The sequence below is a fragment of the Mycobacterium farcinogenes genome (assembly GCF_019739075.1).
Classification (GTDB): Bacteria; Actinomycetota; Actinomycetes; order Mycobacteriales; family Mycobacteriaceae; genus Mycobacterium; species Mycobacterium senegalense.
Map to the genome: position 1 here is coordinate 4,321,674 of NZ_CP081673.1, position 23,992 is coordinate 4,345,665.

The 23,992-nt window shown below is 67.2% G+C and carries 24 protein-coding genes; 8 read left to right on the plus strand and 16 right to left on the minus strand.

What is annotated here, in order from left to right:
- Positions 1–107 precede the first annotated feature (107 nt).
- The 4 genes from K6L26_RS20555 to K6L26_RS20570 are packed head-to-tail and all read left to right on the plus strand — an operon-like array spanning position 108 to position 4,329.
- Entirely contained in the window at positions 108–1,712 is a 1,605-nt protein-coding gene (locus K6L26_RS20555) for a PucR family transcriptional regulator (RefSeq protein ID WP_019346350.1), read from the plus strand.
- Between the two features lie 27 nt (positions 1,713–1,739).
- Positions 1,740–2,126: a DUF2237 family protein gene (locus K6L26_RS20560; RefSeq protein ID WP_019346351.1), complete on the plus strand. Its 387-nt coding sequence runs from the start codon at positions 1,740–1,742 to the stop codon at positions 2,124–2,126.
- 19 nt (positions 2,127–2,145) lie between these two features.
- The gene (locus K6L26_RS20565; RefSeq protein WP_221851396.1) at positions 2,146–3,600 is read left to right on the plus strand and encodes a protein adenylyltransferase SelO; all 1,455 of its coding nucleotides are present in this window, start codon (positions 2,146–2,148) and stop codon (positions 3,598–3,600) included.
- A gap of 24 nt (positions 3,601–3,624) precedes the next feature.
- On the plus strand, positions 3,625–4,329 hold the full coding sequence (locus tag K6L26_RS20570) for a dienelactone hydrolase family protein (RefSeq protein WP_019346353.1): 705 nt from the start codon (positions 3,625–3,627) through the stop codon (positions 4,327–4,329).
- Here the strand turns inward: K6L26_RS20570 and K6L26_RS20575 are convergent.
- The 5 genes from K6L26_RS20575 to rplS are packed head-to-tail and all read right to left on the minus strand — an operon-like array spanning position 4,316 to position 8,022.
- A complete protein-coding gene (locus tag K6L26_RS20575; protein ID WP_245008625.1) occupies positions 4,316–5,569 on the minus strand; it encodes an amidohydrolase in 1,254 nt (417 codons plus the stop codon). The genes K6L26_RS20570 and K6L26_RS20575 overlap by 14 nt on opposite strands.
- Before the next feature lie 22 nt (positions 5,570–5,591).
- The gene (locus tag K6L26_RS20580; protein WP_019346355.1) at positions 5,592–5,897 is read right to left on the minus strand and encodes a DUF2469 domain-containing protein; all 306 of its coding nucleotides are present in this window, start codon (positions 5,895–5,897) and stop codon (positions 5,592–5,594) included.
- Complete coding sequence (locus tag K6L26_RS20585) at positions 5,894–6,733, minus strand: ribonuclease HII (RefSeq protein ID WP_245008768.1); 840 nt, start codon at positions 6,731–6,733, stop codon at positions 5,894–5,896. Before K6L26_RS20585 ends, K6L26_RS20580 begins: the two co-directional genes overlap by 4 nt.
- A gap of 22 nt (positions 6,734–6,755) precedes the next feature.
- Positions 6,756–7,715, minus strand: a complete 960-nt coding sequence (gene lepB, locus K6L26_RS20590; RefSeq protein ID WP_435405344.1) for a signal peptidase I — start codon at positions 7,713–7,715, stop codon at positions 6,756–6,758.
- On the minus strand, positions 7,681–8,022 hold the full coding sequence (gene rplS / locus K6L26_RS20595; protein WP_019347348.1) for a 50S ribosomal protein L19: 342 nt from the start codon (positions 8,020–8,022) through the stop codon (positions 7,681–7,683). The genes lepB and rplS overlap by 35 nt, the downstream gene beginning before the upstream one ends.
- A 325-nt stretch (positions 8,023–8,347) precedes the next feature.
- Between rplS and K6L26_RS20600 the strand changes: the two genes are divergently transcribed.
- A complete protein-coding gene (locus tag K6L26_RS20600) occupies positions 8,348–9,304 on the plus strand; it encodes a serine hydrolase (RefSeq protein ID WP_221851399.1) in 957 nt (318 codons plus the stop codon).
- Here K6L26_RS20600 and trmD read toward each other — a convergent pair.
- From trmD to K6L26_RS20625, 5 genes are all read right to left on the minus strand, one after another.
- Positions 9,301–9,984 carry a tRNA (guanosine(37)-N1)-methyltransferase TrmD gene (gene trmD / locus K6L26_RS20605; protein WP_221851401.1) on the minus strand — a complete coding sequence of 228 codons (684 nt, stop codon included), beginning with the start codon at positions 9,982–9,984 and terminating at the stop codon, positions 9,301–9,303. The two genes, K6L26_RS20600 and trmD, sit on opposite strands and share 4 nt — an antisense overlap.
- Before the next feature lie 11 nt (positions 9,985–9,995).
- Complete coding sequence (gene rimM / locus K6L26_RS20610; protein WP_221851403.1) at positions 9,996–10,523, minus strand: ribosome maturation factor RimM; 528 nt, start codon at positions 10,521–10,523, stop codon at positions 9,996–9,998.
- 10 nt (positions 10,524–10,533) lie between these two features.
- Positions 10,534–10,776 (minus strand): RNA-binding protein, encoded by a 243-nt coding sequence (locus K6L26_RS20615; protein ID WP_003881089.1) that lies wholly within the window; start codon positions 10,774–10,776, stop codon positions 10,534–10,536.
- Between the two features lie 8 nt (positions 10,777–10,784).
- Complete coding sequence (gene rpsP / locus K6L26_RS20620) at positions 10,785–11,258, minus strand: 30S ribosomal protein S16 (protein WP_019347344.1); 474 nt, start codon at positions 11,256–11,258, stop codon at positions 10,785–10,787.
- Positions 11,259–11,502: 244 nt separating this feature from the next.
- Positions 11,503–11,922, minus strand: coding sequence for a nuclear transport factor 2 family protein (locus K6L26_RS20625; RefSeq protein WP_019347343.1), 420 nt, complete (start codon positions 11,920–11,922; stop codon positions 11,503–11,505).
- 59 nt (positions 11,923–11,981) lie between these two features.
- Here K6L26_RS20625 and K6L26_RS20630 point away from each other — a divergent pair, with 59 nt between their 5' ends.
- The 3 genes from K6L26_RS20630 to K6L26_RS20640 all read left to right on the plus strand — a co-directional run bounded on the left by K6L26_RS20630 (position 11,982) and on the right by K6L26_RS20640 (position 15,401).
- A complete protein-coding gene (locus K6L26_RS20630) occupies positions 11,982–12,854 on the plus strand; it encodes a D-alanyl-D-alanine carboxypeptidase family protein (protein WP_221851405.1) in 873 nt (290 codons plus the stop codon).
- A gap of 78 nt (positions 12,855–12,932) precedes the next feature.
- Positions 12,933–13,760, plus strand: coding sequence for a D-alanyl-D-alanine carboxypeptidase (locus K6L26_RS20635; RefSeq protein ID WP_221851406.1), 828 nt, complete (start codon positions 12,933–12,935; stop codon positions 13,758–13,760).
- Positions 13,761–13,844: 84 nt separating this feature from the next.
- Positions 13,845–15,401: a diflavin oxidoreductase gene (locus K6L26_RS20640; RefSeq protein WP_221851408.1), complete on the plus strand. Its 1,557-nt coding sequence runs from the start codon at positions 13,845–13,847 to the stop codon at positions 15,399–15,401.
- Here K6L26_RS20640 and K6L26_RS20645 read toward each other — a convergent pair.
- The 6 genes from K6L26_RS20645 to ftsY form a co-directional block, all read right to left on the minus strand.
- Positions 15,398–16,477, minus strand: coding sequence for an amidohydrolase family protein (locus K6L26_RS20645; protein ID WP_064897598.1), 1,080 nt, complete (start codon positions 16,475–16,477; stop codon positions 15,398–15,400). The two genes, K6L26_RS20640 and K6L26_RS20645, sit on opposite strands and share 4 nt — an antisense overlap.
- A gap of 4 nt (positions 16,478–16,481) precedes the next feature.
- Positions 16,482–18,047: a signal recognition particle protein gene (ffh, locus tag K6L26_RS20650; RefSeq protein ID WP_036388234.1), complete on the minus strand. Its 1,566-nt coding sequence runs from the start codon at positions 18,045–18,047 to the stop codon at positions 16,482–16,484.
- A 65-nt stretch (positions 18,048–18,112) separates the two neighbouring features.
- A complete protein-coding gene (locus tag K6L26_RS20655) occupies positions 18,113–20,578 on the minus strand; it encodes a [protein-PII] uridylyltransferase (protein ID WP_221851410.1) in 2,466 nt (821 codons plus the stop codon).
- 81 nt (positions 20,579–20,659) lie between these two features.
- The gene (locus tag K6L26_RS20660; RefSeq protein ID WP_003881099.1) at positions 20,660–20,998 is read right to left on the minus strand and encodes a P-II family nitrogen regulator; all 339 of its coding nucleotides are present in this window, start codon (positions 20,996–20,998) and stop codon (positions 20,660–20,662) included.
- Positions 20,999–21,004: 6 nt separating this feature from the next.
- Positions 21,005–22,309 carry an ammonium transporter gene (locus tag K6L26_RS20665; RefSeq protein WP_064897611.1) on the minus strand — a complete coding sequence of 435 codons (1,305 nt, stop codon included), beginning with the start codon at positions 22,307–22,309 and terminating at the stop codon, positions 21,005–21,007.
- Positions 22,310–22,543: 234 nt separating this feature from the next.
- On the minus strand, positions 22,544–23,929 hold the full coding sequence (gene ftsY / locus K6L26_RS20670) for a signal recognition particle-docking protein FtsY (RefSeq protein ID WP_019347335.1): 1,386 nt from the start codon (positions 23,927–23,929) through the stop codon (positions 22,544–22,546).
- Positions 23,930–23,992: the final 63 nt, after the last annotated feature.

The following is a 23,992-nucleotide window of genomic DNA, read 5'->3' on the forward strand; positions in this document are numbered from 1 at the left end:
CGAACCTTCCTGTGGCTTTGGGGTACGGCTACTACTCTGAGCCACTGTCGGCACCGCAGAAGCTATCAACCTGTAAGGCCGATTTGCGCGTTCATTACACTTTGTAAATGATCCCGACCGTGCGCGACATCATCGCGCTGCCGGTGGTGCAAGCCGGGGAGCCCGAGGTGCTCAGCGCGCAACAACTCGATCGGCCGGTGCGCTGGGTACACGTCAGCGACATGCCCGACCTCGCCGGCCTACTGCAAGGCGGCGAACTCGTGCTCACCACGGGCGCCGCCCTGCGCGACGCACCCCGCGACTACCTCCGCCGGATGCAGCGCGCCGGCGTCGTCGGCGTGGTGGTCGAGCTGGGCACCCGCATCGACTCGCTACCCCGCAACGTCGGGGATATGGCCCAAACCCTCGGTCTGGCACTCGTCGTGCTGCATCGCGAGACCAAGTTCGTCGAAGTCACCGAAGCGGTGCACCGGCTGATCGTGGCCGACCAGTACGAGGAACTCGAGTTCGCCCATCGCACTCACAAGACCTTCACCGAGTTGAGCATGAAGCGCCCGACGATGGCGGACATCGTGCGTGCAGCAGCAGAGATGACCGACGAATCGGTGGTCCTCGAGGACCTCTCGCACCAGGTGCTGGCCATCTTCCCTCGCAACGAGCCGGCCACCGCGGTGCTCTCCGATTGGCAGCGGCGATCCCGGGCCATGACCGAACCGTGGGCCACCACCGCCGTCGGCCCTCGCACCGAGGAGTGGGGCCGGCTGATCGTGCCGCACGCCCCGTCCGCGCCAGCCAAGACCACCATGGTTCTGGAACGCGCCGCCCAGGCGCTGGCCCTGCACCGCATGGCCGAACGTGGCCGGTCCGGCCTCGAGCATCAGGCCCAGAGCGGGTTGATCGACGACGTGCTGGGCGGGCGGATCGATGACGACCGCGAGGCCGACGCCCGAGCACTGGCGCTCGGCCTGCGGGCCGGCGGACCCTACGTGCCCGCCACGATCCGTGTCGGTGCGCCGCCGGACCGGCTTGACCCGGTCGCCACCCAACGCCGCAACATCCGCATCCTCGACGCGGTCACCCACGGCGTGAAAGCCCAAGGGCACAGCGCGATCTGCTCGATCCGGCGAGACGGCGAGATCGGCTTGGTACTGGCGCTGAACCCACGACGCGGGTTGAGTACCGATACCGCGCTCGGCCGTCTGGCCGAAGGCTGGCGAGAGGCCATCGCCCGCGGCGGCGACACCGACAAGGTGGTCATCGCGATCGGCGGTGACACCGCAGCATTCGCCGATGCGGTGCACGGTTTGCGCGAGGCCGCCCACGTCGCCGAGGTCGCGGCGTCGATGCCGGATCTGACACGCCGCTTCGTGCGTGCCTCCGATGTGCGGCTGCGCGGGCTGATCACGCTGCTGCTCGACGATCCGCGGGTGCAGATGTTCGCCGAAACCGAGCTCAAGACCCTGCTGATCCACGATGCCGCCCAAGGCAGTGACGACGTCGAAGTGCTGCGCGGCTACCTGGAACTCGCAGGCAACAAGTCCGCGTTGGCCAAACGTCTCCACATGAGCCGCCCGGCCCTCTACAGCCGGTTGGCCTCCATCGAACGCCGACTGGGCGTCAACCTCGACGACGGTGAATCGATGACGTCACTGCACGTGGCGCTGCTGGTCCTCGACGCGCAACGCAGTTCGGCATCGCCACCGGCGCGCTGAACCGGCAGCGGCACCCATACTGATGCCATGGCTGATCGCAACGTGCTGGGCGGCCCGCTGCAGGAATGCGGCACCGACCCGCTCACCGGCTTCTACCGCGACGGGTGCTGCTCCACCGGCGACGCCGACGCGGGCCGGCACACCATCTGCGCCGTGGTGACGGCCGAGTTCCTCGAACACCAGCGGTCCATCGGCAACGACCTGTCGACGCCGGCACCGCAGTACCGATTTCCCGGCCTGACGCCAGGAGACCGCTGGTGTGTCACCGCGGTCAACTGGCTGCGCGCCCACAATGACGGCAAGGCGGCCCCGGTGGTGCTGGCTGCCACCCATGAACGCACGCTCGAGCTGGTGCCGCTCGACATCCTTGCGCAATACGCCGTCGACGTGCCGGACGACCTGGGCAGCCTCTGAGGCTCCGTAGGCTCGAGAGGTGAGCGTCGCATCCGAACCGACCGTCGTGCTCGACAACCGCTTCGCCCGCGCACTGCCCGAAATGGCCGTCGCGTGGCGGGCCGAGGAAACTCCGGCACCGCGGTTGCTCGCACTGAACGAGAAGCTGGCAGCCGAACTCGGCCTCGACACGGCCTGGTTGCACACACCCGGCGGGCTCGGCCTGCTGACGGGCACCGTCGTGCCCGATGGCGCCACCCCCGTCGCCCAGGCCTATGCCGGGCACCAGTTCGGCGGATACGTCCCGCGCCTGGGCGATGGCCGCGCCCTGCTGCTCGGGGAACTCGTCGACTCCCACGGCCGACCCCGCGACCTGCATCTGAAAGGTTCGGGACGAACCCCGTTCGCCCGAGGCGGCGACGGCCTGGCCGTCGTCGGGCCCATGCTGCGTGAGTACATCGTCAGCGAAGCAATGCACGCGATGGGCATTCCCACCACGCGTGCCCTGGCCGTAGTGGCCACCGGACGGGACGTCCAGCGCGACACCTTGCTGCCGGGCGCCGTCCTGGCCAGGATCGCCGACAGTCATCTGCGGGTCGGAAGCTTCCAGTACGCCTCCGCATATGCCCAGGCTGCCGGTGACCTCGGCCTGCTGCGCCGGCTGGCCGACCACGCGATCGAGCGGCACCACCCGCACGCGGCGGATGCCGACAACCCCTATCTGGCGCTGTACGAGGCTGTCGTCTCGGCACAGGCCTCGCTGCTGGCCCGGTGGATGCTGGTCGGATTCGTGCACGGCGTGATGAACACCGACAACATGACCATCTCCGGTGAGACCATCGACTACGGGCCGTGCGCATTCATGGAGAGTTTTGATCCCGCAACGGTATTCAGCTCGATCGACCACGGCGGCCGCTACGCCTACGGCAACCAGCCGACCGTGGCGGCATGGAACCTGGCCCGCTTCGCCGAGACTCTGCTTCCCCTGCTCGCCGACGAGGGCGATCAGGCCGTCGAGCTGGCCACCGGCGCGCTGCAGAAATTCGGGCCCCAGTTCGAGGCGGCGTGGTCGACGGGCATGCGCGCCAAGCTCGGCTTGTCCGCCGATGTCGACGACCATGCGGCTCGCACACTGATCGACGACATGCTCGCGCTGTTGCAGCAGAACCGAACTGATTACACATCGTTCTTTCGCGACCTCGGTCGGGCAGCACGCGGAGAAGCCGCGATCCCCGGCGAGTTCGACCAGTGGTCGGCACGGTGGCAGGACCTGCACCCCGACACCGCCGCGATGGATCGGGTCAACCCCGTCTACATACCCCGCAATCACCTGGTCGAGGAAGCATTGGCAGCGGCGACCGCCGGTGACCTGCAACCGCTGCGGCACCTCATGGGTGCCCTCGCGGCGCCCTACGACGAGCGTCCCGGGCTGGAGCGTTTTGCCGCACCCGCACCCGCCGACTTCGGCGCCTACCGCACGTTCTGCGGAACCTGACGATCAGCCGCTACCGTAGGTCCGGTGACGACGATCACGATGGACACCCCGGCCGGTCCTATCGACGCTCTGCTCAACAGTCCCGGTGGCGACGGGCCGTGGCCCGGGGTGGTGATCATCCACGATGCGATCGGATACGGGCCCGACAACGAGGCCATCTCCGAACGCGTCGCTGCCGCGGGCTATCTCGCGCTCACGCCGAATCTCTATTCGCGCGGTGGTCGAGCCCGCTGTATCACCCGGGTGATGCGGGAACTGATGACCCAACGCGGCCGGGCGCTCGACGACATTCTGGCCGCGCGCGATCACCTGCGTTCACACGCAAAATGCACCGGAGCGGTCGGCATCGCGGGCTTCTGCATGGGAGGACAGTTCGCGCTCGTGCTGGGCCCCAAGGGTTTTGGCGCCTCCGCACCGTTCTACGGCACTCCGCTGCCGCGGCATCTCGCCCAGACTCTGGACGCGTCGTGTCCTGTGGTGGCCAGCTTCGGCCGGCGCGACCCGATAGGCATCGGCGCGCCCGCTCGCCTCCAGCGCATCGTCGACGACAAGAACATCCCGGCCGACATCAAGGTCTACCCCGATGCCGGGCACAGCTTCGCCAACCAGCTGCCCGGGCAGGCATTTCTGCGGATCGCCGGATTCGGCTACAACGAGGCCGCCACTGCCGACGCCTGGTCGCGGGTGTTCGCGTTCTTCGACGAGCACCTGGCCGCTAAAGCCAACTGAGCCCGGCCACCACGAGTGCCTGGGTGCCGGTGTCCAAGGTCGGCTGGATCGCCGGGGCGAAACTCGGCGAATGGTTGACCGGGATGTCGGCGCCGACCCGACCCGCATCGACGGCGGTCCGGTACACCTTTTCGTCGATACCGCCGAAGCCCCAGTAGGTATAGGGCACGCCGAGCGCGTTGGGGATGTCGCTGAAATCCTCACTGGCAGCCTGCGGCCCCATGGTGGCGGCCCGGGACCCGAAGAACTCGCTGAACCCTGAACGCACCCGTTCGGTCACCGCCTCGTCGTTGACCGTCGGCGGAAAACTGTCGTACAACTCGAACTCGGGTTCGCGCGGGGAACCGGATGCCTGGCATTCGGCCACCACGACCCGCCTGATCGCATCGAGCACCGACGTCCGCACCGTCGCGTCATACGTCCGCAGATTGAGTTGCAGCACAGCGTGATCGCCGATGACGTTGCTCTTCCCACCGCTGTGGATACTGCCGACGGTCAGCACCACCGTCTCGGTCGCGGCCACCTCACGGGACACGATCATCTGGAGCCGGATCACGATCATCGCCGCCAGCACCACCGGATCCACCGTCGCCTGTGGCATCGAACCGTGCCCGCCCCGTCCGTAGACGGTGATGCGCATGCTGTCCGCGGCTGCCAGCGCCGGACCGGTGCAGATCGCGACATATCCGGCGGGCGCGGGCCCCACGTGTTGAGCCAGCGCCACATCGACCGGGCCGATCAGGTCGGCCAGACCGTCGTCGACCATCGCCTTGGCGCCGTCACCGACCTCCTCGGCCGGCTGGAAAAGGGCAATCACGGTGCCCCGCCAGTGATCTGTGGCCTGAGCGAACAAATCGGCCGCACCCAACAGGCACGTCACGTGCACGTCATGGCCACACGCGTGCATGACACGCTCCTGAGAGCTGGCGTACGGCAGACCGGTTGCCTCGCTCACCGGTAAGGCGTCCATGTCCGCCCGTAACAGCACCGCGGGCCCCTCGCCGTTGCGCAGCACTCCGATCACGCCCGTCCCGCCGACACCTTCGTGAACGGTCAGCCCGGACTCCCGCAGACGCGCGGCGACCACGCCGGCCGTACGCCGTTCCTGATGCGAGAGTTCCGGATGCTGGTGCAGATCCCGGTACAGCGGCTCCTGCCACGACCGGACCTCGGGCAGGCGGGCCAGGACTTCATCGGCGCGGCGGCGAATATCGTCGGAACCCGTACTGACCGTCGCCACCGTGTCGTCCTCCTGTTCGCGGCTACTCCGGTAGCCGCAACTCGGGCTTCTCGACCTCTTCGATGTTCACGTCCTTGAACGTGATGACCCGCACCTGTTTGACGAACCGCGCCGGCCGATACATGTCCCACACCCAGGCGTCGGCAAGCCTCAACTCGAAGTAGACCTCACCGTCGGAGTTTCGCGGAATCAACTCAACGCTGTTGGCCAGGTAGAACCGGCGCTCGGTCTCGACGACGTAGCTGAACTGACCGACGATGTCCTTGTATTCGCGGTACAGCGAGAGCTCCATCTCGGTTTCGTACTTCTCGAGATCCTCGGCGCTCATCTGGTGTGCTGTCCTTCTCGTTGTGCTGATGCCCTGTCGACCATCTTTGCGTACGTCACTTCAGCATGCCCCATTGGTGCCGCCTCGCGTCGTACGTCTGTCATCTCTGCGGCCCGCCGCACGCCGGTAATCTCTGCGGCCCGCCGCACGCCGGCAATCTCTGCGGCCCGCCGCACGCCGGCAATCTCTGCGGCCCGCCGCACGTTCACATACGAGTGGCGGTGCTGCACACACGGCCCCAACTCCGCCAGGGCCGCGGAGTGTGCGGGGGTGCTGTATCCCTTGTGCTCGGCGAAACCGTAGCCGGGATGGTGCTGCTCCATCTCGACCATCAACCGATCGCGGCTCACCTTGGCCAGCACGCTGGCCGCGGCGATACACGCAGCCGCGGCGTCTCCCCCGATCACCGGCAGCGACGGCACCGCCAGGCCCGGAACCCGGAAGCCGTCGGACAGCACGTAACCGGGCCGCAGCGACAAGCCCGCCACCGCCCGCCGCATGCCCTCGATATTGGCCACATGGACCCCGAGCCGGTCCACCTCGTCGGAGGGAATGAACACCACGTGGTACGCCAGCGCGTACCGGCGGATCAGCGGAAACAACCGCTCCCGTTCCCGCTCGCCCAGCTTCTTCGAATCGTCGAGGGAGGCCAGGCTGTCCATCCGATTGGGGCCGAGCACACAGGCGGCCACCACCAGCGGCCCCGCGCAGGCCCCGCGCCCTACCTCGTCCACCCCGGCGACGGGGCCCAAGCCGTTGCGGTACAACGCGGATTCCAGCGTGCGCAGGCCGGACGACCGCCGGATCACGGTCCGAGGCGGCCACGACGTCTTCACCACCGGAGGCACCGGGCAGCTCCTAGGAGTCGGTCTGCGGGTTCCCGCCAGCGATACCGCCCCAGCGCGACGGCGGCCAAGCGATGAACCGTGCCTTTCCGATTACATTCTCCACCGGAACGGTGCCGGCCATCGGATCACCGGTACACAACAAACCTTCGCGGGCGTCGGCGGGGAGATTGCTGCAGTGCACCCGCGAGTCGGCCGAGTGGGTCCGGTTGTCGCCCATCACCCACAGGCGATCGGGCGGGACCGTGACCGGACCGAACTCATTGCCAAGACACGGATAGACATTCGGGTCGGCCATCATGGTGGCCGGATCCAGATATGGCTCGTTCAGCCGTTTGCCGTCGACCGTCAGACCGGTGTCGGCACGGCACTGCACGGTCTGGCCGCCGGTCGCAATCACCCGCTTGACCAGGTCGTTCTCATCCGGCGGCACAAAACCCACAAACGAGAGGGCGTTCTGTACCCAACGGATGGCGGTGTTGTCCGACCGGATGGACTTGTAACCGATGTTCCACGACGGCGGGCCTTTGAAGACCACCACATCACCGGGTTCGGGCTTCGAGAACCGGTAGGTCACCTTGTCGACCATGATGCGGTCACCCACACAGCCGGCGCAGCCGTGCAGCGTGGGCTCCATGGACTCCGACGGGATCAGATACGGCCGGGCGATGAACGTCAGCGTCACGTAGTACAACACCAGCGCGATGCTGGCCAGAATCGCGATCTCACGCGCCGTGGAATGCTTGCGCTTCGGCGACTCGTCCGGCGTTCCGCCGCCGGACTCCGGCGGGGCTGAAGCGGAATCTGTGGCCGAGTCGGCGTCGAGGTCGCCCTCCGAGCGCGCGTCAGCAGAGTCGGTGGGTCCGGTCACAGGCACCACAGTAGCGAGCGTCGTGACCGGTCCCGCGACGAGAGCTTCGTCAGGCGGAGCAGCGCGCTCAGCGCTTTTCCTTGATCTTCGCCTTCTTGCCACGCAGTTCGCGCAGGTAGTAGAGCTTGGCGCGACGCACGTCACCGCGGGTCACGACATCGATGTGATCGATGTTGGGCGAATGCACCGGGAAGGTCCGCTCGACGCCGACGCCGTAGCTCTCCTTCCGCACGGTGAAGGTCTCGCGGATACCGCCGCCGGAACGACGGATGACGACACCCTTGAAGACCTGGATGCGCTCCTTCGAGCCCTCGATCACCTTCACGTGCACGTTGACGGTGTCGCCGGGGCTGAAGGTCGGGATGTCGTCGCGCAGCGACGCCTGATCGACGAAGTCCAGCGTGTTCATCGGTGACACTTCCTTGTTGTTCGCGGCTCCGGACGGGCGCGAACATGTCGCGCAGCCGAAGCTATTTTCGGGTGTATCGGGGTGTATCTCGCAGCGGAACGCGGGCCAGCCGGGCCCAGCCGTGCGCAGACAACTGCTCAATTGTGCCAGATGGGTCCCCATACCGTGAAATCCGGAGAGTGGGAGCACCCATCCGCATCGACTCGGTCAGCATACTTCGAGCCCGACTAACGACGCGCGCCACGCGGCGAACAGTTAGGCTTCATCCACCGATGTGCCGGTCGTGTGGAACGCATCGGATTCATTGCCGGTTCAAGGGAGGACCATGCGACGGCGGCCGTCGAAGCTGATGATCGGCAAGGCCGTCAGCATGACAGCGTTGGTCACGATGGCCGTCGTGACCGTCGGCTGCGAAGCCCGGGTCTACGGCACTCCCCCGGCCCCGCTCGGCGCGCCACAGCTGACCGTCGTCGCGCCCCAGGGCAGCATGGCCCCGCTGCCCGAGGCATCGCCCGGCGAGCCCGCCGCCAGCTTCACCGGACTCGAAGACCGCGCCCAACAGGCCACCGAGGACGCCGCCGACGCCGGCGCCGACATCACCGTGCTGGTGCTCGACCGCAACACCGGTCAGCTGGTTTCCAACGGGAACGACACCACGATCGCCATCGCGTCGGTGGTCAAGCTGTTCATCGCCGACGATCTGCTTCTGCAGGAGGCGAAGCGGCAGACCGTTCTCAGTCCTGAGGATCGCCAGAACCTCGACGTGATGCTCAGATCGTCTGACGACAGCGCCGCCGAAGTGTTCTGGAACCGCAGCGGCGGTAGCGCCATCGTGGACCGGGTGGCCGCCCGCTACGGTCTGAGCTCGACCCGGCGGCCCAACGACGGGCGATGGTGGAACACCATCAGTACCGCAGCCGATCTGGTGCGCTACTACGACATGTTGATGAACGGCAGCGGCGGGCTTCCGGCCGAGCAGGCCAACGTCATCCTGTCCAACCTGGCCCAGTCCACTCCGAACGCCATCGACGGCACCCAGCCGGGCGGCATCTACCCCCAGCGATTCGGCATTCCCGAGGGGCTCTACGCCGAACCCGTTGCGGTCAAACAGGGTTGGATGTGCTGCATCGGTTCGGATTGGATGCACCTGTCGACCGGGGTGGTCGGTCCTGACCGTCGGTTCATCATGGTGATCGGCTCGTTGCAGCCCACGAACTCGGCCACCGCCCGCGACACCATCACCGACGCCGTCAAGACCATGTTCCCCGGCGGCCGGATCTAGGACTCGTCGAGCAGATCGGGCCTGCGCTCGCGGGTGCGCTGCAACGCCTGCTCGTGCCGCCACGCGGCCACCTTGGCGTGATCGCCCGACAACAGCACCTCGGGCACATCCAACCCCCGCCAGCTCTGCGGACGGGTGTAGCTGGGCCCCTCGAGAAGGCCGTCGGAATGCGAATCTTGTTGGTGGGAAGCGGGGTTGCCCAGCACATCGGGCATCAACCGGACCACCGCCTCGATCATCACCAACGCGGCGGATTCGCCGCCGTTGAGCACGTAGTCACCGATCGAGACCTCTTCGACCCGCATCCGGCGAGCGGCATCGTCGGCCACCCGCTGGTCGATGCCTTCGTACCGCCCGCAGGCGAACACCAGGTGCGACTCGGTGCTCCACCGCTCGGCGACGGCCTGCGTGAAGAGGCGCCCCGCCGGCGTCGGCACCACCAGAAGCGTTTCGTCAGAACAGATTTCGTCGAGCGCCGCGCCCCACACCGGAGCTTTCATGACCATCCCCGGCCCGCCGCCGTACGGCGAGTCGTCCACCGACCGGTGCACATCACGGGTCCAGTTCCTCAGGTCGTGCACCGCAACGGAGAGGATTCCGGCATCGATCGCCTTGCCCGGCAACGACTGGCGGATCGGGTCAAGGTAGGCCGGGAAGATCGTGACGACGTCAATTCGCACTGCGCGGCCCGTCAGATCTGGTCCAGGTTCAGCAGACCGTCTGGAGGATCGATGACGACGGTGCCGGTGTCCCGAGACACCGAGGTGACGATGGCGCTGACGAACGGCACGAGCACTTCGCGGCCATCCAGATCGGCGGTTACCGACAGCAACTCGCCGGCCGCGGTGTGCAGCACCTCGCGAACCACGCCCACCGCGGTGCCGTCGACCGTGACCATCCGCAGGCCTTCGAGTTCGTGGTCGTAGAACTCGTCGGGATCATCGATGGTGGGCAGGTCGGCGGTGTCGACGACGAACACCGTGCCACGCAACTCGTCGGCCGCATTGCGGTCGCCGACACCGGCCAACCGGATCAGCAGCCGACCGGCATGATCGCGTACGGACTCGACCGAGAATTCTCGCTCGGCACCCCCCTTGGCGCGGCCCCGCAGGGCCACACCAGGGGCGAACCGGGCGTCGGGGTCGTCGGTACGAACCTCGACGACGACCTCACCGGTAATGCCGTGAGCTTTGACAACCCGCCCGACAACCAGGTCCATGGATCCGACGCTACTGGTCGGTGTCCACCACGTCGACGCGGATTCCGCGTCCACCGATGCCTGCGACCAGGGTGCGCAGCGCAGTGGCGGTGCGGCCGCCGCGGCCGATGACCTTGCCCAGGTCATCGGGGTGCACATGCACCTCGACGGTCCGGCCACGGCGGCTGGTGACCATGTCGACGCGTACGTCGTCGGGATTGTCCACGATGCCGCGGACCAGGTGCTCGACGGCGTCGACCACGACAGAACTCACTGCGATGCTCAGCTCTCGCTTGCGGCTTCGTCGGCGGCCTCAGCAGCCGGGGCCTCGGCCTCAGCGGTCTCGGCGGCAGCTTCGTCCTTCTTCGGAGCCTTCTTCTTCTTGGGCGTCACAGCCGCGGCACCGGTGCCGCTCTCGGCCTCTGCCAGCGCGGCGTTGAACAGCTCCAGCTTGGACGGCTTGGGCTCCTTGACCTTCAGCGTGCCCTCGGCACCCGGCAGGCCCTTGAACTTCTGCCAGTCACCGGTGATCTTCAGCAGGGCCAGCACCGGCTCGGTGGGCTGGGCGCCGACACCCAGCCAGTACTGCGCGCGCTCCGAATCGATCTCGATCAGGCTCGGCTCTTCTTTGGGGTGGTAACGGCCGATGACCTCGATGGCGCGGCCTTCGCGGCGAGTGCGCGCGTCGGCGACAGCGATGCGGTACTGGGGGTTGCGGATCTTGCCAAGCCGGGTGAGCTTGATCTTGACAGCCATGGTTAAGCACTTCTCCTTGAGTGTCACGCTGCAATTCGGCGATGCGGGCGGAATTGCCCGATCCGGTTTTGCCTTACGTGTGTGACCGCCGCGCAGCGCATTGAACGAGTCGCACGGCAGACAGCCGACAATTGTGCCAGAACGATGCCGACCAGCCCAAATCCGGTCCCAACGGCCAGTTATCGCACAACTTCCCGCCCGTTGCGTGTCACAACTTGGCCGCTCAGCGCGTCGACCCGCAGCGTCACACCACCTTGTCGAAACACTTGGTCTCCACCCGGCGGCTCATCCGCCACCCCTCGGCGGTCCGGACGAACTCGTCCTCGTACCACAGCCCGCAGAACAACACCTGTTGCTCCAGCCCCGGCAGCACCATCGGGTTGAAGCAGATCGTGCGGGAGGATGCTTTGTCTCCCTCGATCCGGACATCGAAGTTACCGAGCATGTGGGCGTAAGCCGGAAAGTTCGGCAGCACCTCGGCCAGCCAGGCCTTGACCTCCGGGTAGTTACCGTCGATACCGCCCATCGCCCGGTAGTCGATGTAGGCGTCGGGGGTGAACACCGCATCCAGGTCATCGAACAGTCGACGGTCGATCGCCGTGGAGTAGTCGATCAACAACTGCTGGATCTCCAGGCGATCCGAAATCTCGGCCAGGCTCAACATGTCTCGATTCAACACGATTAGGCTGGCCCGCCATGGGGAGGTTCGTCAGGTTGTCTGTCATGGGGGCCGCGGCCGCCGTCGCGTTGATCCCGCTCTCATCGGTGCCCGCCACCGTGCCCGCGGCCAGAGCCGACATCGAGATCCAGCAGGTCGGCTCCGCGCCCATTCCCGACGGTCCCGCGCAGGGCTGGGTCATCGCCGACCTGGACACCGGCCAGGTACTGGCCGCCCGCAACGAGAACACCCGCTACGCGCCGGCGAGCACGATCAAGACCCTGCTGGCGCAGGTGGTGCTCGACGAAGTGCCGCTGGACTCCACGATCGTGGCCGGCGAAGCCGACACCAAGGTCGAGTGCAACTGCGCCGGCGTCGCTCCGGGCCAGACCTACACCGCACGCCAACTGCTGGAGGCGGCACTGCTGGCCTCCGGCAACGACGCCGCCAACACCCTGGCCCGCATGCTCGGCGGTCCCGAGGCAGCCGTGTCCAAGATGAATGCCAAGGCGGCAGCGCTCGGGGCGCACAACACCAATGTGGCCAGCCCGTCCGGTTTGGACGGGCCCGGCATGCCGTTCTGGTCCACCCCGCACGACCTGGCGACGATCTTCCGCGCGGCGATGGCCAACCCCGTTTTCGCCCAGATCACCGCCATGCCGTCGACCACCTTCCCGAGCAAGACCGGTGATCGGGTGCTGGTCAACCAGGACGAGCTGCTGCATCGCTATCCCGGGGCCATCGGCGGCAAGACGGGTTTCACCGACATCGCCCGCAAGACGTTCGTCGGCGCAGCCCAGCGTGACGGCCGCAGATTGGTGGTCTCGATGATGTACGGACTGGTCAAGGAAGGCGGTCCGACCTATTGGGACCAGGCCGCGACATTGCTGGACTGGGGTTTCGCCCAGGATCGTTCGGCCAGCATCGGATCCCTGTGAGTGGTGCGTTTCAGTCGATATCTGACGGAAACCTGACCGCGCGCTGAAAGAGTCCAACGCTCCGTAGCCTCGGCGCTCGTGCGAAGACTGTTCGTGGCGCTCGCGCTCACCCTCGGTACGACGATGCCGGCCGCCACCCTCGGCGCGCCGGCGGTCTCCGCGCAGCCGCGCGTTGCGCCGGCAGGCGCCCAGCTTCCCGACGGGCCGGCCAAGGCCTGGCTCGTCGCCGACATGGACACCGGCCAGGTGCTGGCCGCCAAAGACCCCAACGGTACGTACGCCCCGGCCAGCACCATCAAACCGTTGTTGGCGATGGTCGTGCTCGATCACCTCCGGCCGGACAATTTCGCCCGGGCCAACCAGTCGCACACCAAGGTCGAATGCTCCTGTGTGGGCCTCAAGCCGGGTCAGCCCTACACCACCCGACAACTGCTCGAAGCACTGCTCATGGTGTCGGGCAACGACGCGGCGAACATGCTCGCCGACATGCTCGGCGGGCAAGCTGCCACGGTGGCGGCGATGACGCGCAAGGCGGCCGCCGTCGGCGCCCGCAACACCCGGGCGTCGTCGCCGTCGGGACTCGACGGACCCGGCTGGGAAACCGTCACCACCCCGCACGACCTCGCAGTGATCCTGCGTGCGGCGCTGAGATACCCGCTGATCGCGCAGATCATGCGGCAGCCCACGGCGCAATTCCCGGGTAAGACGCTGACCAACCAGAACGAGCTGCTCACGCGCTACCCCGGCGACATCGCCGGCAAGACCGGATATACCGACCTGGCCCGCAAGACGTATGTCGGTGCGGCCCAACGCGGTAACCGGCGCCTGATCGTGGTCCAGATGTACGGTACGGGCGATCTCTACGGGCAGGCGATCGACTTGTTCGACTACGGCTTCTCCCACTGACCACCGGCAGGGGCGGTAAAAGGTAGGGCCCCACCGAGTCTCATCCCAAACTAAGGTAACCCTAAATTCAGCGTGGAACGCGCGATGAAGGGAGCCGATGTGTCCGACCGTGAGTTCTCGCTGGTGGTCGCCTACGGCACCGATATGGGCAACGCCGAAGATGCGGCGATGTCGTTCGCCGAAGCCGCCACCGCCGCCGGAATCCCCGCCGAGGCCGTCGAGCTCAATCAGGTGGAACTCGACCAGCTCAGTACCACAACACATTTCATCGTGGTGACGTCCACGTTCGGTGACGGCGAATTCCCTGACACCGCGACGTTGTTCTGGGAAGCCATCAGCACCTCGACCCCGCGGTTGGAGCACATGAGTTTCGCTGTGCTCGCCCTCGGCGACACCTCCTATGAATTGTTCTGCAACGCGGGCAAACTCCTCGATGCGCGGCTCGAAGAACTCGGCGCCACCCGGCTGACCGACCGGGTCGACGTCGACGGGCGCTACGAAGAGCCCGCCGCCGCTTGGACCACCGATCTGGTCAAACAGCTCACCGCCACCCAGCCTGGGCCCGGCACCGTCGTCGAAACGCCACCGACGGCCGATCCCCCGCTCCGCGGCCCAGAGCGCAATCAACCCGTCACCGCCACCTTGATGGTCAACCGGCTGCTCACCTCCACGAAATCCGACAAGGAGGTCCGCCACTACGAGCTCGACCTCACCGGGTCCGGAATCGCCTACCAGGCCGGCGATTCACTTGCCGTCCATGCCGTCAACGATCCAGAGCTCGTGACAGCGATCCTGACCGAGCTCAAGGTCAGCGCCCAACACCGCGTCGCCGAGCCGGATGAGGCCTTGGGGGTACTGCTCGCCGAGCATTTCGAGATCCGCACCCCCTCACGCGCACTGCAGGATCTGGCGGGACCGGCGGCCTACGGCGAGGACGTCCTCGATCTGATCAGGCGCGCCGAACTCACCGTCGAAGACGTCGTCGATACGTTGCGGCCGTTGCAGTTTCGTGATTACTCGATCGCCTCAAGCCCGCTGGTGCACCCCGACAGCGTGCACCTGACCGTGGCCACCGTGCGCTATGCCGGCACCGGCCGCAGATACGGCGGTGTGGCCTCCACCTATCTGGCCGAGCGCAGCCGAGCGGTTCGGATTCACCTGCGCCCCAACCACCATTTCCGGCTGCCGGCCGGTGACGTGCCCATCATCATGATCGGGCCGGGGACCGGCATCGCGCCGTTCCGCGCCTTCCTGCAGGAACGGCAAGCGGCCGGTGCGTCGGGTCGCTCGTGGCTGTTTTTCGGGGACCGCCGCCGGATGACCGACTACCTCTACGGGGAGGAACTGACCGCGTTCGCCGAGTCCGGCACCCTGACCCGGCTCGATGTGGCGTTCTCTCGCGATCAGGACACGAAAGTGTATGTGCAGCACCGTATGCGGGAGAACTCGGCAGAGCTGTTCAGCTGGTTACAGGATGGTGCGTACCTCTACGTGTGCGGGGACGCCGAGCGGATGGCCAAGGATGTCGACGCCGCGCTGCACGAGATCGTCGCCGACGCCGGCGGTATGGACGCGGACGCGGCGCACGCCTACGTCAACGACCTGATCAAGACCCACCGGTACCTGCGGGACGTGTACTAGCCGTTGGCCCCGCCCCACGCTCTGCCGCGCAAGATCACCAGATCCGGGTGACTGACACCGCCGCGGCGCGGATCTTCGGTGTAGCACACCAGATCCGCTGATGCCCCGTGCTCCAACGCGGGCCGGCCCAGCCACGCCCGGGCATCCCAACTGGCCGCGCCCAGGGCCGCGGTGGGGCTCATCCCGATGCCCTTGAGAGCCTCGATCTCGTCGGCGATGCGACCGTGGGCGATCATCCCGCCGGCATCGGTGCCCGCGAAGATCGGCACGCCCGCCTCGTAGGCCGCCCCAACCCGGCTGCGGCACGAGGCGTACAGGTCCCGCATGTGCCTGGCGTACGTCGGGTACTTGCCTGCCGCATCGGCAATGCCGGGAAAGTTGTCGATGTTGATCAGGGTCGGCACCAGCGCCGTGCCGTGTTCGAGCATCAATTCGATGGTGGAGTCGGTGATCCCGGTACCGTGCTCGATGCAGTCGATGCCGGCATTGATGAGGCCCGGCAAGGCTTCCTCGCCGAACACGTGCGCGGTGACCCGCGCCCCCTCGGCGTGGGCGGCGTCGATCGCGGCCGTGAGGATCTCGTCAGACCACAGCGGCGCCAGGTCGCCGATGCCGCGGTCGATCCAGTCGCCGACCAACTTCACCCAACCGTCGCCCCACCGCGCCTGTTCGGCGACGGCGGCGGGCAGTTGCGACTCGTCCTCGATGTCGATCGGCAGCCCTGGCGAGTAGCGCTTGGGGCGGGCCAGGTGCCGACCGGCCCGGATGATGCGCGGCAAATCCTCGCGATCGTCGAAACCGCGGGTGTCCACGGGCGATCCGGCGTCGCGCAGCAGCAGCGCACCGGCGTCGCGCTCGATCTCGGCCTGGCTGACCGCCTCGTCGATATCGACCGCACCGCCCGGCCCCAGACCGACGTGGCAATGCGCATCGACCAGACCGGGGATGATCCAGCCGCCGTCAAAGACGGTGTCGGCGTTGGCGATCGGCTCCGCCGACAACACTCCCCGGTCGATCCACCACTGCACTTCTTCGCCGCCGGGAAGTCCGCGACCTCGGACGTGCAGTGCGCTCATACCTCTACTTCTGGCCGGGGAACTTCAGCTTGGACAGGTCGAAATCGGCCAGACCGGGCGGTAATTCGTCCAGGCCCTTGGGCATGTTCGACAGATCGGGGAAGCCGGCCGGCATCCCGGCACCCAATGGGTTGCGCGGCGGGGTCGGGCCTTTGCCCGACTGACGGCCCTTCTTCTTGCCGGCCTGCTTGTTCTTGCCCTTGGCCGCCTTGCGCGGCGAGTTCTTTCTGCCGAACGGCATGCCCATCTGGCCGGCCATCGACGACATCATCTTGCGGGCGTCGAAGAACCGGTCCACGAGCTGATTGACCTCGGACACCGTGACACCGGAGCCGTTGGCGATACGCAGCCGCCGGGAGGCGTTGATGATCTTCGGGTCGGCACGTTCGGCCGGGGTCATGCCGCGGATGATGGCCTGCACGCGGTCCAGTTGCTTGTCGTCGACGGCGGCCAACGCGTCCTTCATCTGACCGGCGCCGGGCAACATACCGAGCAGGTTGCCGATCGGACCCATCTTGCGGATCGCCAGCATCTGCTCGAGGAAGTCCTCCAGCGTCAGCTCTCCGGAACCGATCTTGGCGGCGGCCTCCTCGGCCTTCTGCTGGTCGAAGACCTGCTCGGCCTGCTCGATCAGGGTGAGCACGTCACCCATGCCCAGGATGCGGCTGGCCATCCGGTCGGGGTGGAAGACGTCGAAGTCCTCGAGCTTCTCCCCCGCGGAGGCGAACAGGATCGGCACGCCGGTGATCTCGCGGACCGACAGCGCGGCACCACCGCGCGCATCGCCGTCGAGCTTGGTCAGCACGACACCGGTGAAGCCGACACCCTCGCGGAACGCCTCGGCGGTGGCCACGGCGTCCTGACCGATCATCGCGTCGAGCACGAACAGGGTCTCATCGGGCTTCACGGCGTCGCGGATGGCCGCGGCCTGACCCATCAACTCCTCGTCGATGCCCAGCCGGCCCGCGGTGTCGACGATGACCACGTCGAAGTGCTTGGCCCGGGCCTCGGCCAGACCAGCCGACGCGACCGCAACCGGATCGCCGTGGCCGCCGATCTCCAGACCGTCGGGCGAGGTGCCCGGATGCGGGGCGAAGGAAGCCACACCGGCGCGTTCGGCGACGATCTGCAGCTGGTTGACCGCACCGGGGCGCTGCAGGTCGCACGCGACGAGCAGCGGGGTGTGCCCCAGCCCCTTGAGCCATTTCGCGAGCTTGCCGGCCAGCGTGGTCTTACCGGCGCCCTGCAGGCCGGCGAGCATGATCACCGTCGGCGGGTTCTTGGCGAACGCCAGCTGGCGGGTCTCGCCACCGAGGATGCCGATCAGCTCCTCGTTGACGATCTTGACCACCTGCTGGGCGGGGTTCAGCGCGGCCGAGACCTCGGCGCCCTTGGCGCGATCCTTGATTCGCGCGACGAACGCACGCACCACCGGCAGCGAGACGTCGGCCTCCAACAGGGCCAACCGGATCTCGCGCGACGTCGCGTCGATATCGGCGTCGGTCAACCGCCCCTTGCCGCGTAGGCCCTGCAGGGCTCCGGTCAACCGGTCAGACAGGCTCTCAAACACGTGGTAAGCCTAGCGGCCGGGCCGGGGCGGGGTGGTGAGCCCACCAGCCGGCCCACGCGGACGGGTCAGCCCGCCTGCTCCATCGCTTTGGCCGGTTTCGGCGGCGGCGCGGGCAGGATCGCGAGCATGTCCCGCTCCAGCTCCTCGCGGAACGCCGCCCGGCCGGCCTCGTCGGCACCCAGTGCCGGGGCGGTAATGCAGAACACGTCGACCACCGAAGCGCCCAGAGTGGTCACCTTGGCCCAGGCGACATCCACGCCGTCCCGTTCGAAGACGGCGGTGAGCCTGGCCAACAGGCCGGCCCGATCGATGGTGCGGATTTGGACGATCAGGTCGGACGGCGTGGTCCCCGGCGACCACAGGATGCGCGGTGGGGCCGGTACATGGTTGGCCGGGACCGACGCGAGGATCTCACCGGCGCGGGTCGTCGGATGCTGGGCCGCCTCCTGGTCGCGCCGTTGCAGCGCACCGATCACGTCCAGTTCGCCCTCCAGCGCCAGGATGAACTGCTGACGCAGCAGCTCGGCCGCGGGCGGAGCACCGAAATGCGGCGAGACCGCGAAGGTGTTGATCGCCGAACCCTCGTGACTGTTGACCGACGCCGAGTGGACCCGCAGGGAATTCAGGGCCAGCACACCCGCCGCTTTGGACAGCAGGCCCCGCCGGTCCGCGGCGATCATCGTCACGTTGTAGATGTGCGGGCCGTCTCCGGGGGCGAGCTCGACATGGACCCCCGCGTCGGCGGCCAGCGCCATGAACCGCGGCTCGATGGGATCGGGCTGCGGCAACGGTTCACCCGCCATCACGAGCCGACACCGTCTAACCAGGTCACCGATCAGCGATGCCTTCCAATCACCCCATACCCCCGGACCGGTGGCCAGCGAATCGGCCTCGGCCAGGACGTGGAGCAGTTCCAGCAGCACCGTGTCCCCACCGAGCGCGGTGGCGACCGCATCGATGGTCTTGGGATCCTGCAGATCTCGGCGCGTCGCGGTGTCCGGCAGCAGCAGGTGGTACCGGACGATCTTCGACAACACCTCGATGTCGGAAGGCCACAGCCCCAGCCGAGTGCCGATCTGCGTAGCCAGCTCCGCACCGATCACGCTGTGGTCCCCGCCGCGACCCTTGCCGATGTCGTGGCACAGCGCACCCAACAGCAGCAGATCCGGACGTGACACCCGGGTGGTGAAAGCGCTTGCCCGCGACACGGTTTCAACCAGGTGGCGGTCGACTGTCCAGGTGTGCACCACATCCCGCGGCGGCAGGTCCCGGACCGCGCCCCACTCCGGGAACAGTCGGCCCCACAGCCCGGTGCGGTCCAGAGCCTCGATGGTGGCCACCGCGGCGGGCCCGGAAGCGAGCAGGACCAGTAGGTCCTTGAGGGCCTGGCGCGGCCACGGCGTGCGCAGTTCCGGCGCTGTTTCGGCCAGCCTGCTCAACGTGGACACAGCCATCGGCAGCCCGGTGCTCGCCGACGCGGCCGCGACCCGCAGGATCAGGCCCGGGTCGCGTTCCGGACGGGCGTCGCGGGCGAGGATCACCTCGCCCGCATACTCGATCACCCCTTCGTCGAGTGGACGGCGCACCGGCCGGCGTAACGCGGCGAACCCGCGTTTCGGCAGGGCGTTGGCGGCGGTGCGGATCCCGGAATCGACGTAGTAGCTGACGGTGCGGGCCGCATCCGAGAGGGTGCGGGCGAGATCGAATCGGTCTCCGATCCGCAATGCGGCACCGATCTCGTCGGCATGCTGGGCGAGCAACAACTCCCGCCCCCGCCCGGAGGCGCGGTGCAGCTCGGTACGCACGTTGAGCAGCGCCAGATGGGCATCGCCCAGCGTTCCGGTCGGAGAGGCCAGTGCCCGACTCGGGTAGACATCGGCCAGTTGGGCGATGGCGAGCGCGTTGAGCAGTTGGACGTCGCGCAGACCGCCCCGCCCCGACTTCAAGTCCGGCTCGGCGCGGTGCGCGATCTGGCCGCTGCGCTCCCACCGCGACTGCGCGTGCGCGACGAGTTCGTCGAATCGCGAGGCGATTCCGATCCGCCACTGTCGGCGTGCCCCGCCGACCAGCAGCGCCGACAGATCGGCATCACCGGCGATATGGCGGGCGTCGAGCATCGCCAGGCCGACCGCGATGTCCTCACCTGCCACGTTGAGCGCCTCGGGTACCGTGCGCACGCTGTGGTCGAGTCGAATATTGGCGTCCCACAACGGATACCAAAGCTTCTCGGCAACCTCGGAGACGAGTTCTACCGGCATGTTGTCATGCAACAACGTCAGATCGAGGTCCGAATACGGCAACATCTCGCCGCGCCCGAGCCCGCCGGTGGCCACGATCGAGAATCCGCTGGTAGCGCTGATCCCGATTTCGGCAGCCTTTGTGGCGAGCCAGAATTCGTGCAAATCGAGCAAGGCGTCCCGCAGGGCAGCGGCATCCAGCTGCCGCGAGCCGCCGGAGAGTAACTGCTGGGTGGCCGCGGCCAGGTCGCTGGCCGGCCGTGATGGCGCTGCGTCTGGGCTGTTCTCTGTCATCTCGACTCCTCCCCGGCCGATTACCGGGTATTGCTCACGCGATAGCTGGCCGGGGAGAAGACGTCTCGATCGACGCTCCGCTTACAGCGCGTCAGCTCCCCGCTCACCGGTACGCACCCGAACCACGGTGTCGACCGGGCTGACCCATACTTTCCCGTCGCCGATCTTGCCGGTGCGTGCGGCCTGCACGATGACATCGACCACCTTGTCGACCGCGGAATCGTCGACCACGACCTCCACGCGAACCTTCGGCACGAAATCGACCGAATACTCAGCACCGCGGTAGACCTCGGTGTGTCCCTTTTGCCGGCCGTACCCCTGGACCTCGCTGACCGTCATCCCGAGAATGCCGGTTTGCTCCAGACCTGTCTTGACGTCTTCCAGCGTGAACGGCTTGACGATCGCAGTGATCAGCTTCATATTCCCTTATTCCTCCCCGCCGTGACGACCAAGAACAGAACCGGTTCCGACAGCGACGAAGTCGTAAGCGCTCTCGGCGTGCTCGGACTCGTCGATACCGGATGCTTCCTCTTCTTTGTCCAGGCGCAGGCCCACGGTGTATTTGACAATCAACGCCAAGATAGCGGTACCCACCGCCGAATAGAGCAGAACCGCACCCGCCCCGACGGCCTGTCGCCACAGCTGATCGAACCCGCCGCCGTAGAACAGACCCGCGACACCGGCCGGGGCTTCCTCGGTCGCCACCAGGCCGACCAGCAACGTGCCGACCAGGCCGCCGACCAGGTGCACGCCCACGACGTCGAGCGAATCGTCGAAGCCGAACTTGAACTTGAGGCCGACTGCCAACGCGCACAACACGCCGGCGCACGCCCCGATCACCAGCGCACCCAGCACGTTCACCGAAGAGCAGGACGGCGTGATGGCCACCAGGCCCGCGACGATGCCTGATGCGGCACCCAGCGAGGTGGCATGGCCGTCACGGATACGCTCGGTGAGCAGCCAGGCGAGCATGGCCGTCGCGGTCGCCACCGTGGTGGTGACAAAGGTGGTCCCGGCAATTCCGTTCGCCGACACCGCGGAACCGGCGTTGAAGCCGTACCAGCCGAACCACAGCAGGCCGGCACCGAGCATCACGAACGGCAGATTGTGCGGACGCATGGGCGTACCGGGCCAGCCGAGCCGCTTGCCGAGGATGATCGCCAGGACCAAGCCCGCGATACCGGCGTTGATGTGCACCGCAGTTCCACCGGCGAAGTCGATTGCCTTGAGCTGGTTGGCAATCCATCCCCCGTGGTGGATCACCGTCTCGCCGTCGGAGCCCAGGACGTCGAAATCGAAGACCCAGTGTGCGACGGGAAAGTAGACGAACGTCGCCCACAGCGCCACGAACAACAGCCAGCCGCCGAACTTGATGCGGTCGGCGACGGCGCCGGAGATCAGCGCGACGGTGATGATCGCGAACATCAACTGGAAGCCGACGAACACGGTGGCCGGGATCGTCCCGGCCAGTGCGATGGGTGCATCGGCGGATCCGTTCCCCCCGATGAGGCCTTTGAGTCCGAAGAACTGTGCCGGGTTGCCGATCACGCCGGCGGTGTTGTCACCGAACGCGACCGAATAGCCGTACAGCGCCCACAACACCGTCACGACGCCCATCGCGCTGATGCTCATCATGATCATGTTGAGCACGCCCTTGGCGCGCACCATGCCGCCGTAGAAGAAGGCCAGACCCGGCGTCATCAACAGCACAAGTGCGGCACTGGCCAGCATCCATGCCGTGTCACCGGTGTCCGGCGCACCCAGTATCGGGAATTGCTCCACTCGCAGTTTCCTCCTTCACCACGCCACGGCCGCAAGGATTTACGACCATTGACCTGGTCCAGAACAATGCTGAGTGGATGTTTCGGCCACGGCGCCGTTGCGTTTCGCTCGTGTGAACGGATAGCCGGGCTGCGTTTCGCCGGTGTTACACCGTGCGTTTCCCTGGGTTTTTCGGCCGGTTTTTCAGCCCAACAGCGCGTCGACGAAGGCCGCCGGCTCGAACGGCGCGAGGTCGTCGGGCCCCTCTCCGAGCCCGACGAGTTTGACGGGCACGCCCAGTTCCTGCTGGACCCGGAACACGATCCCGCCCTTGGCGGTGCCGTCGAGCTTGGTCAGCACCACGCCGGTGATGTCGACGACCTCGGCGAACACCTTGGCCTGCGGCAGGCTGTTCTGGCCGATGGTGGCATCGAGCACCAAGAGCACCTCGTCGACGGCGGCACGCTTCTCCACCACCCGCTTGACCTTGCCGAGCTCGTCCATCAGGCCGGTCTTGGTGTGCAGGCGACCGGCAGTGTCGATCACGACGACATCGGCGCCCGTCTTGATCCCGTCGTCGACGGCATCGAAGGCCACCGAGGCCGGGTCGGCCCCCTCCGGCCCGCGCACCACGTCAGCGCCCACCCGCGAGCCCCAGGTCTGCAACTGGTCGGCAGCCGCGGCCCGGAAGGTGTCGGCGGCACCGAGCACCACACGGCGGCCATCGGCAACCAGCACGCGTGCCAGTTTGCCCACTGTGGTGGTCTTGCCGGTGCCGTTCACCCCGACCACCAACAACACGGACGGCTTGTCCGCATGCGGCAGCGCCTTGATCGAGCGATCCAGGTCTGGGCGCAGCTCCGACATCAGCACCTCACGCAGCACCGCCCGGGCGTCAGCTTCGGTGCGCACGTTCCTGCTGGCCATCTTTTCGCGCAGGGCCCCGACGACGGATTCGGTGACCACCGGGCCGAGGTCGGCGATCAGCAAGGTGTCCTCGACGGCCTCCCATGAGTCCTCGTCGAGATCACCGCCGCCCAGCAACCCGAGCATGCTGCGGCCCAACGCGTTCTGCGACTTGGCCAGCCGGCCCCGCAACCGGTCCATTCGGCCCTCGGTCGGGGCGATGTCCTGCACTGCGGCAGCGACCGCATCTTGCGCCTCGGTCGGCTCGGCGACCGGTTCGGGCTCGGCGACCACAGCCGGTTCCGCCGCTTCGGCCGGCTCCTGCGGTGCCGGTTCGGCCGGCGCTTCCGGTACGGCCGGTGCTTCCGGTTCGACCGGCTCGGGCAATTGGACATCGGAGATGGTGCGTTTCGGCGCATCACGCGGAATCGTCGCGTCGTCCCCGACCGCGGGCAGGCCGCTGGTGTCGATGCGTTCAACCGTCGGCGTGCCCGATTGGCTGAACGTGATCCCCGAGGACGCCGTATAGCCACCGGACCGGTCGATCGGTTTCGTGGCGTCGCGCCCCGACAGGCTGATCCGCCGACGCCGATAACGCACCAACCCGATCGTGAGAGCGACGACGACGAGAACGGCGACGACCGCGACAGCGATCCACAGACCCAACAACGCACCATCTGACACGAGGCCATTGTCTCAGGGCAGCGAGATGGGCACGACCGGCCCCGCGAGCCTGCCCGGCCGGTG

Bases quoted from the DNA above. Each gene is read 5' to 3' on its own strand.
- K6L26_RS20555 (WP_019346350.1), top strand. From the start codon at position 108: ATGATCCCGACCGTGCGCGACATCATCGCGCTGCCGGTGGTGCAAGCC.
- K6L26_RS20560 (WP_019346351.1), top strand. From the start codon at position 1,740: ATGGCTGATCGCAACGTGCTGGGCGGCCCGCTGCAGGAATGCGGCACC.
- K6L26_RS20580 (WP_019346355.1), bottom strand. From the start codon at position 5,897: ATGAGCGCCGAGGATCTCGAGAAGTACGAAACCGAGATGGAGCTCTCG.
- rplS (WP_019347348.1), bottom strand. From the start codon at position 8,022: ATGAACACGCTGGACTTCGTCGATCAGGCGTCGCTGCGCGACGACATC.
- K6L26_RS20600 (WP_221851399.1), top strand. From the start codon at position 8,348: ATGCGACGGCGGCCGTCGAAGCTGATGATCGGCAAGGCCGTCAGCATG.
- rimM (WP_221851403.1), bottom strand. From the start codon at position 10,523: ATGGACCTGGTTGTCGGGCGGGTTGTCAAAGCTCACGGCATTACCGGT.
- rpsP (WP_019347344.1), bottom strand. From the start codon at position 11,258: ATGGCTGTCAAGATCAAGCTCACCCGGCTTGGCAAGATCCGCAACCCC.
- K6L26_RS20625 (WP_019347343.1), bottom strand. From the start codon at position 11,922: ATGTTGAGCCTGGCCGAGATTTCGGATCGCCTGGAGATCCAGCAGTTG.
- K6L26_RS20630 (WP_221851405.1), top strand. From the start codon at position 11,982: ATGGGGGCCGCGGCCGCCGTCGCGTTGATCCCGCTCTCATCGGTGCCC.
- K6L26_RS20640 (WP_221851408.1), top strand. From the start codon at position 13,845: ATGAAGGGAGCCGATGTGTCCGACCGTGAGTTCTCGCTGGTGGTCGCC.
- K6L26_RS20645 (WP_064897598.1), bottom strand. From the start codon at position 16,477: ATGAGCGCACTGCACGTCCGAGGTCGCGGACTTCCCGGCGGCGAAGAA.
- K6L26_RS20655 (WP_221851410.1), bottom strand. From the start codon at position 20,578: ATGACAGAGAACAGCCCAGACGCAGCGCCATCACGGCCGGCCAGCGAC.
- K6L26_RS20660 (WP_003881099.1), bottom strand. From the start codon at position 20,998: ATGAAGCTGATCACTGCGATCGTCAAGCCGTTCACGCTGGAAGACGTC.
- K6L26_RS20665 (WP_064897611.1), bottom strand. From the start codon at position 22,309: ATGCTGGCCAGTGCCGCACTTGTGCTGTTGATGACGCCGGGTCTGGCC.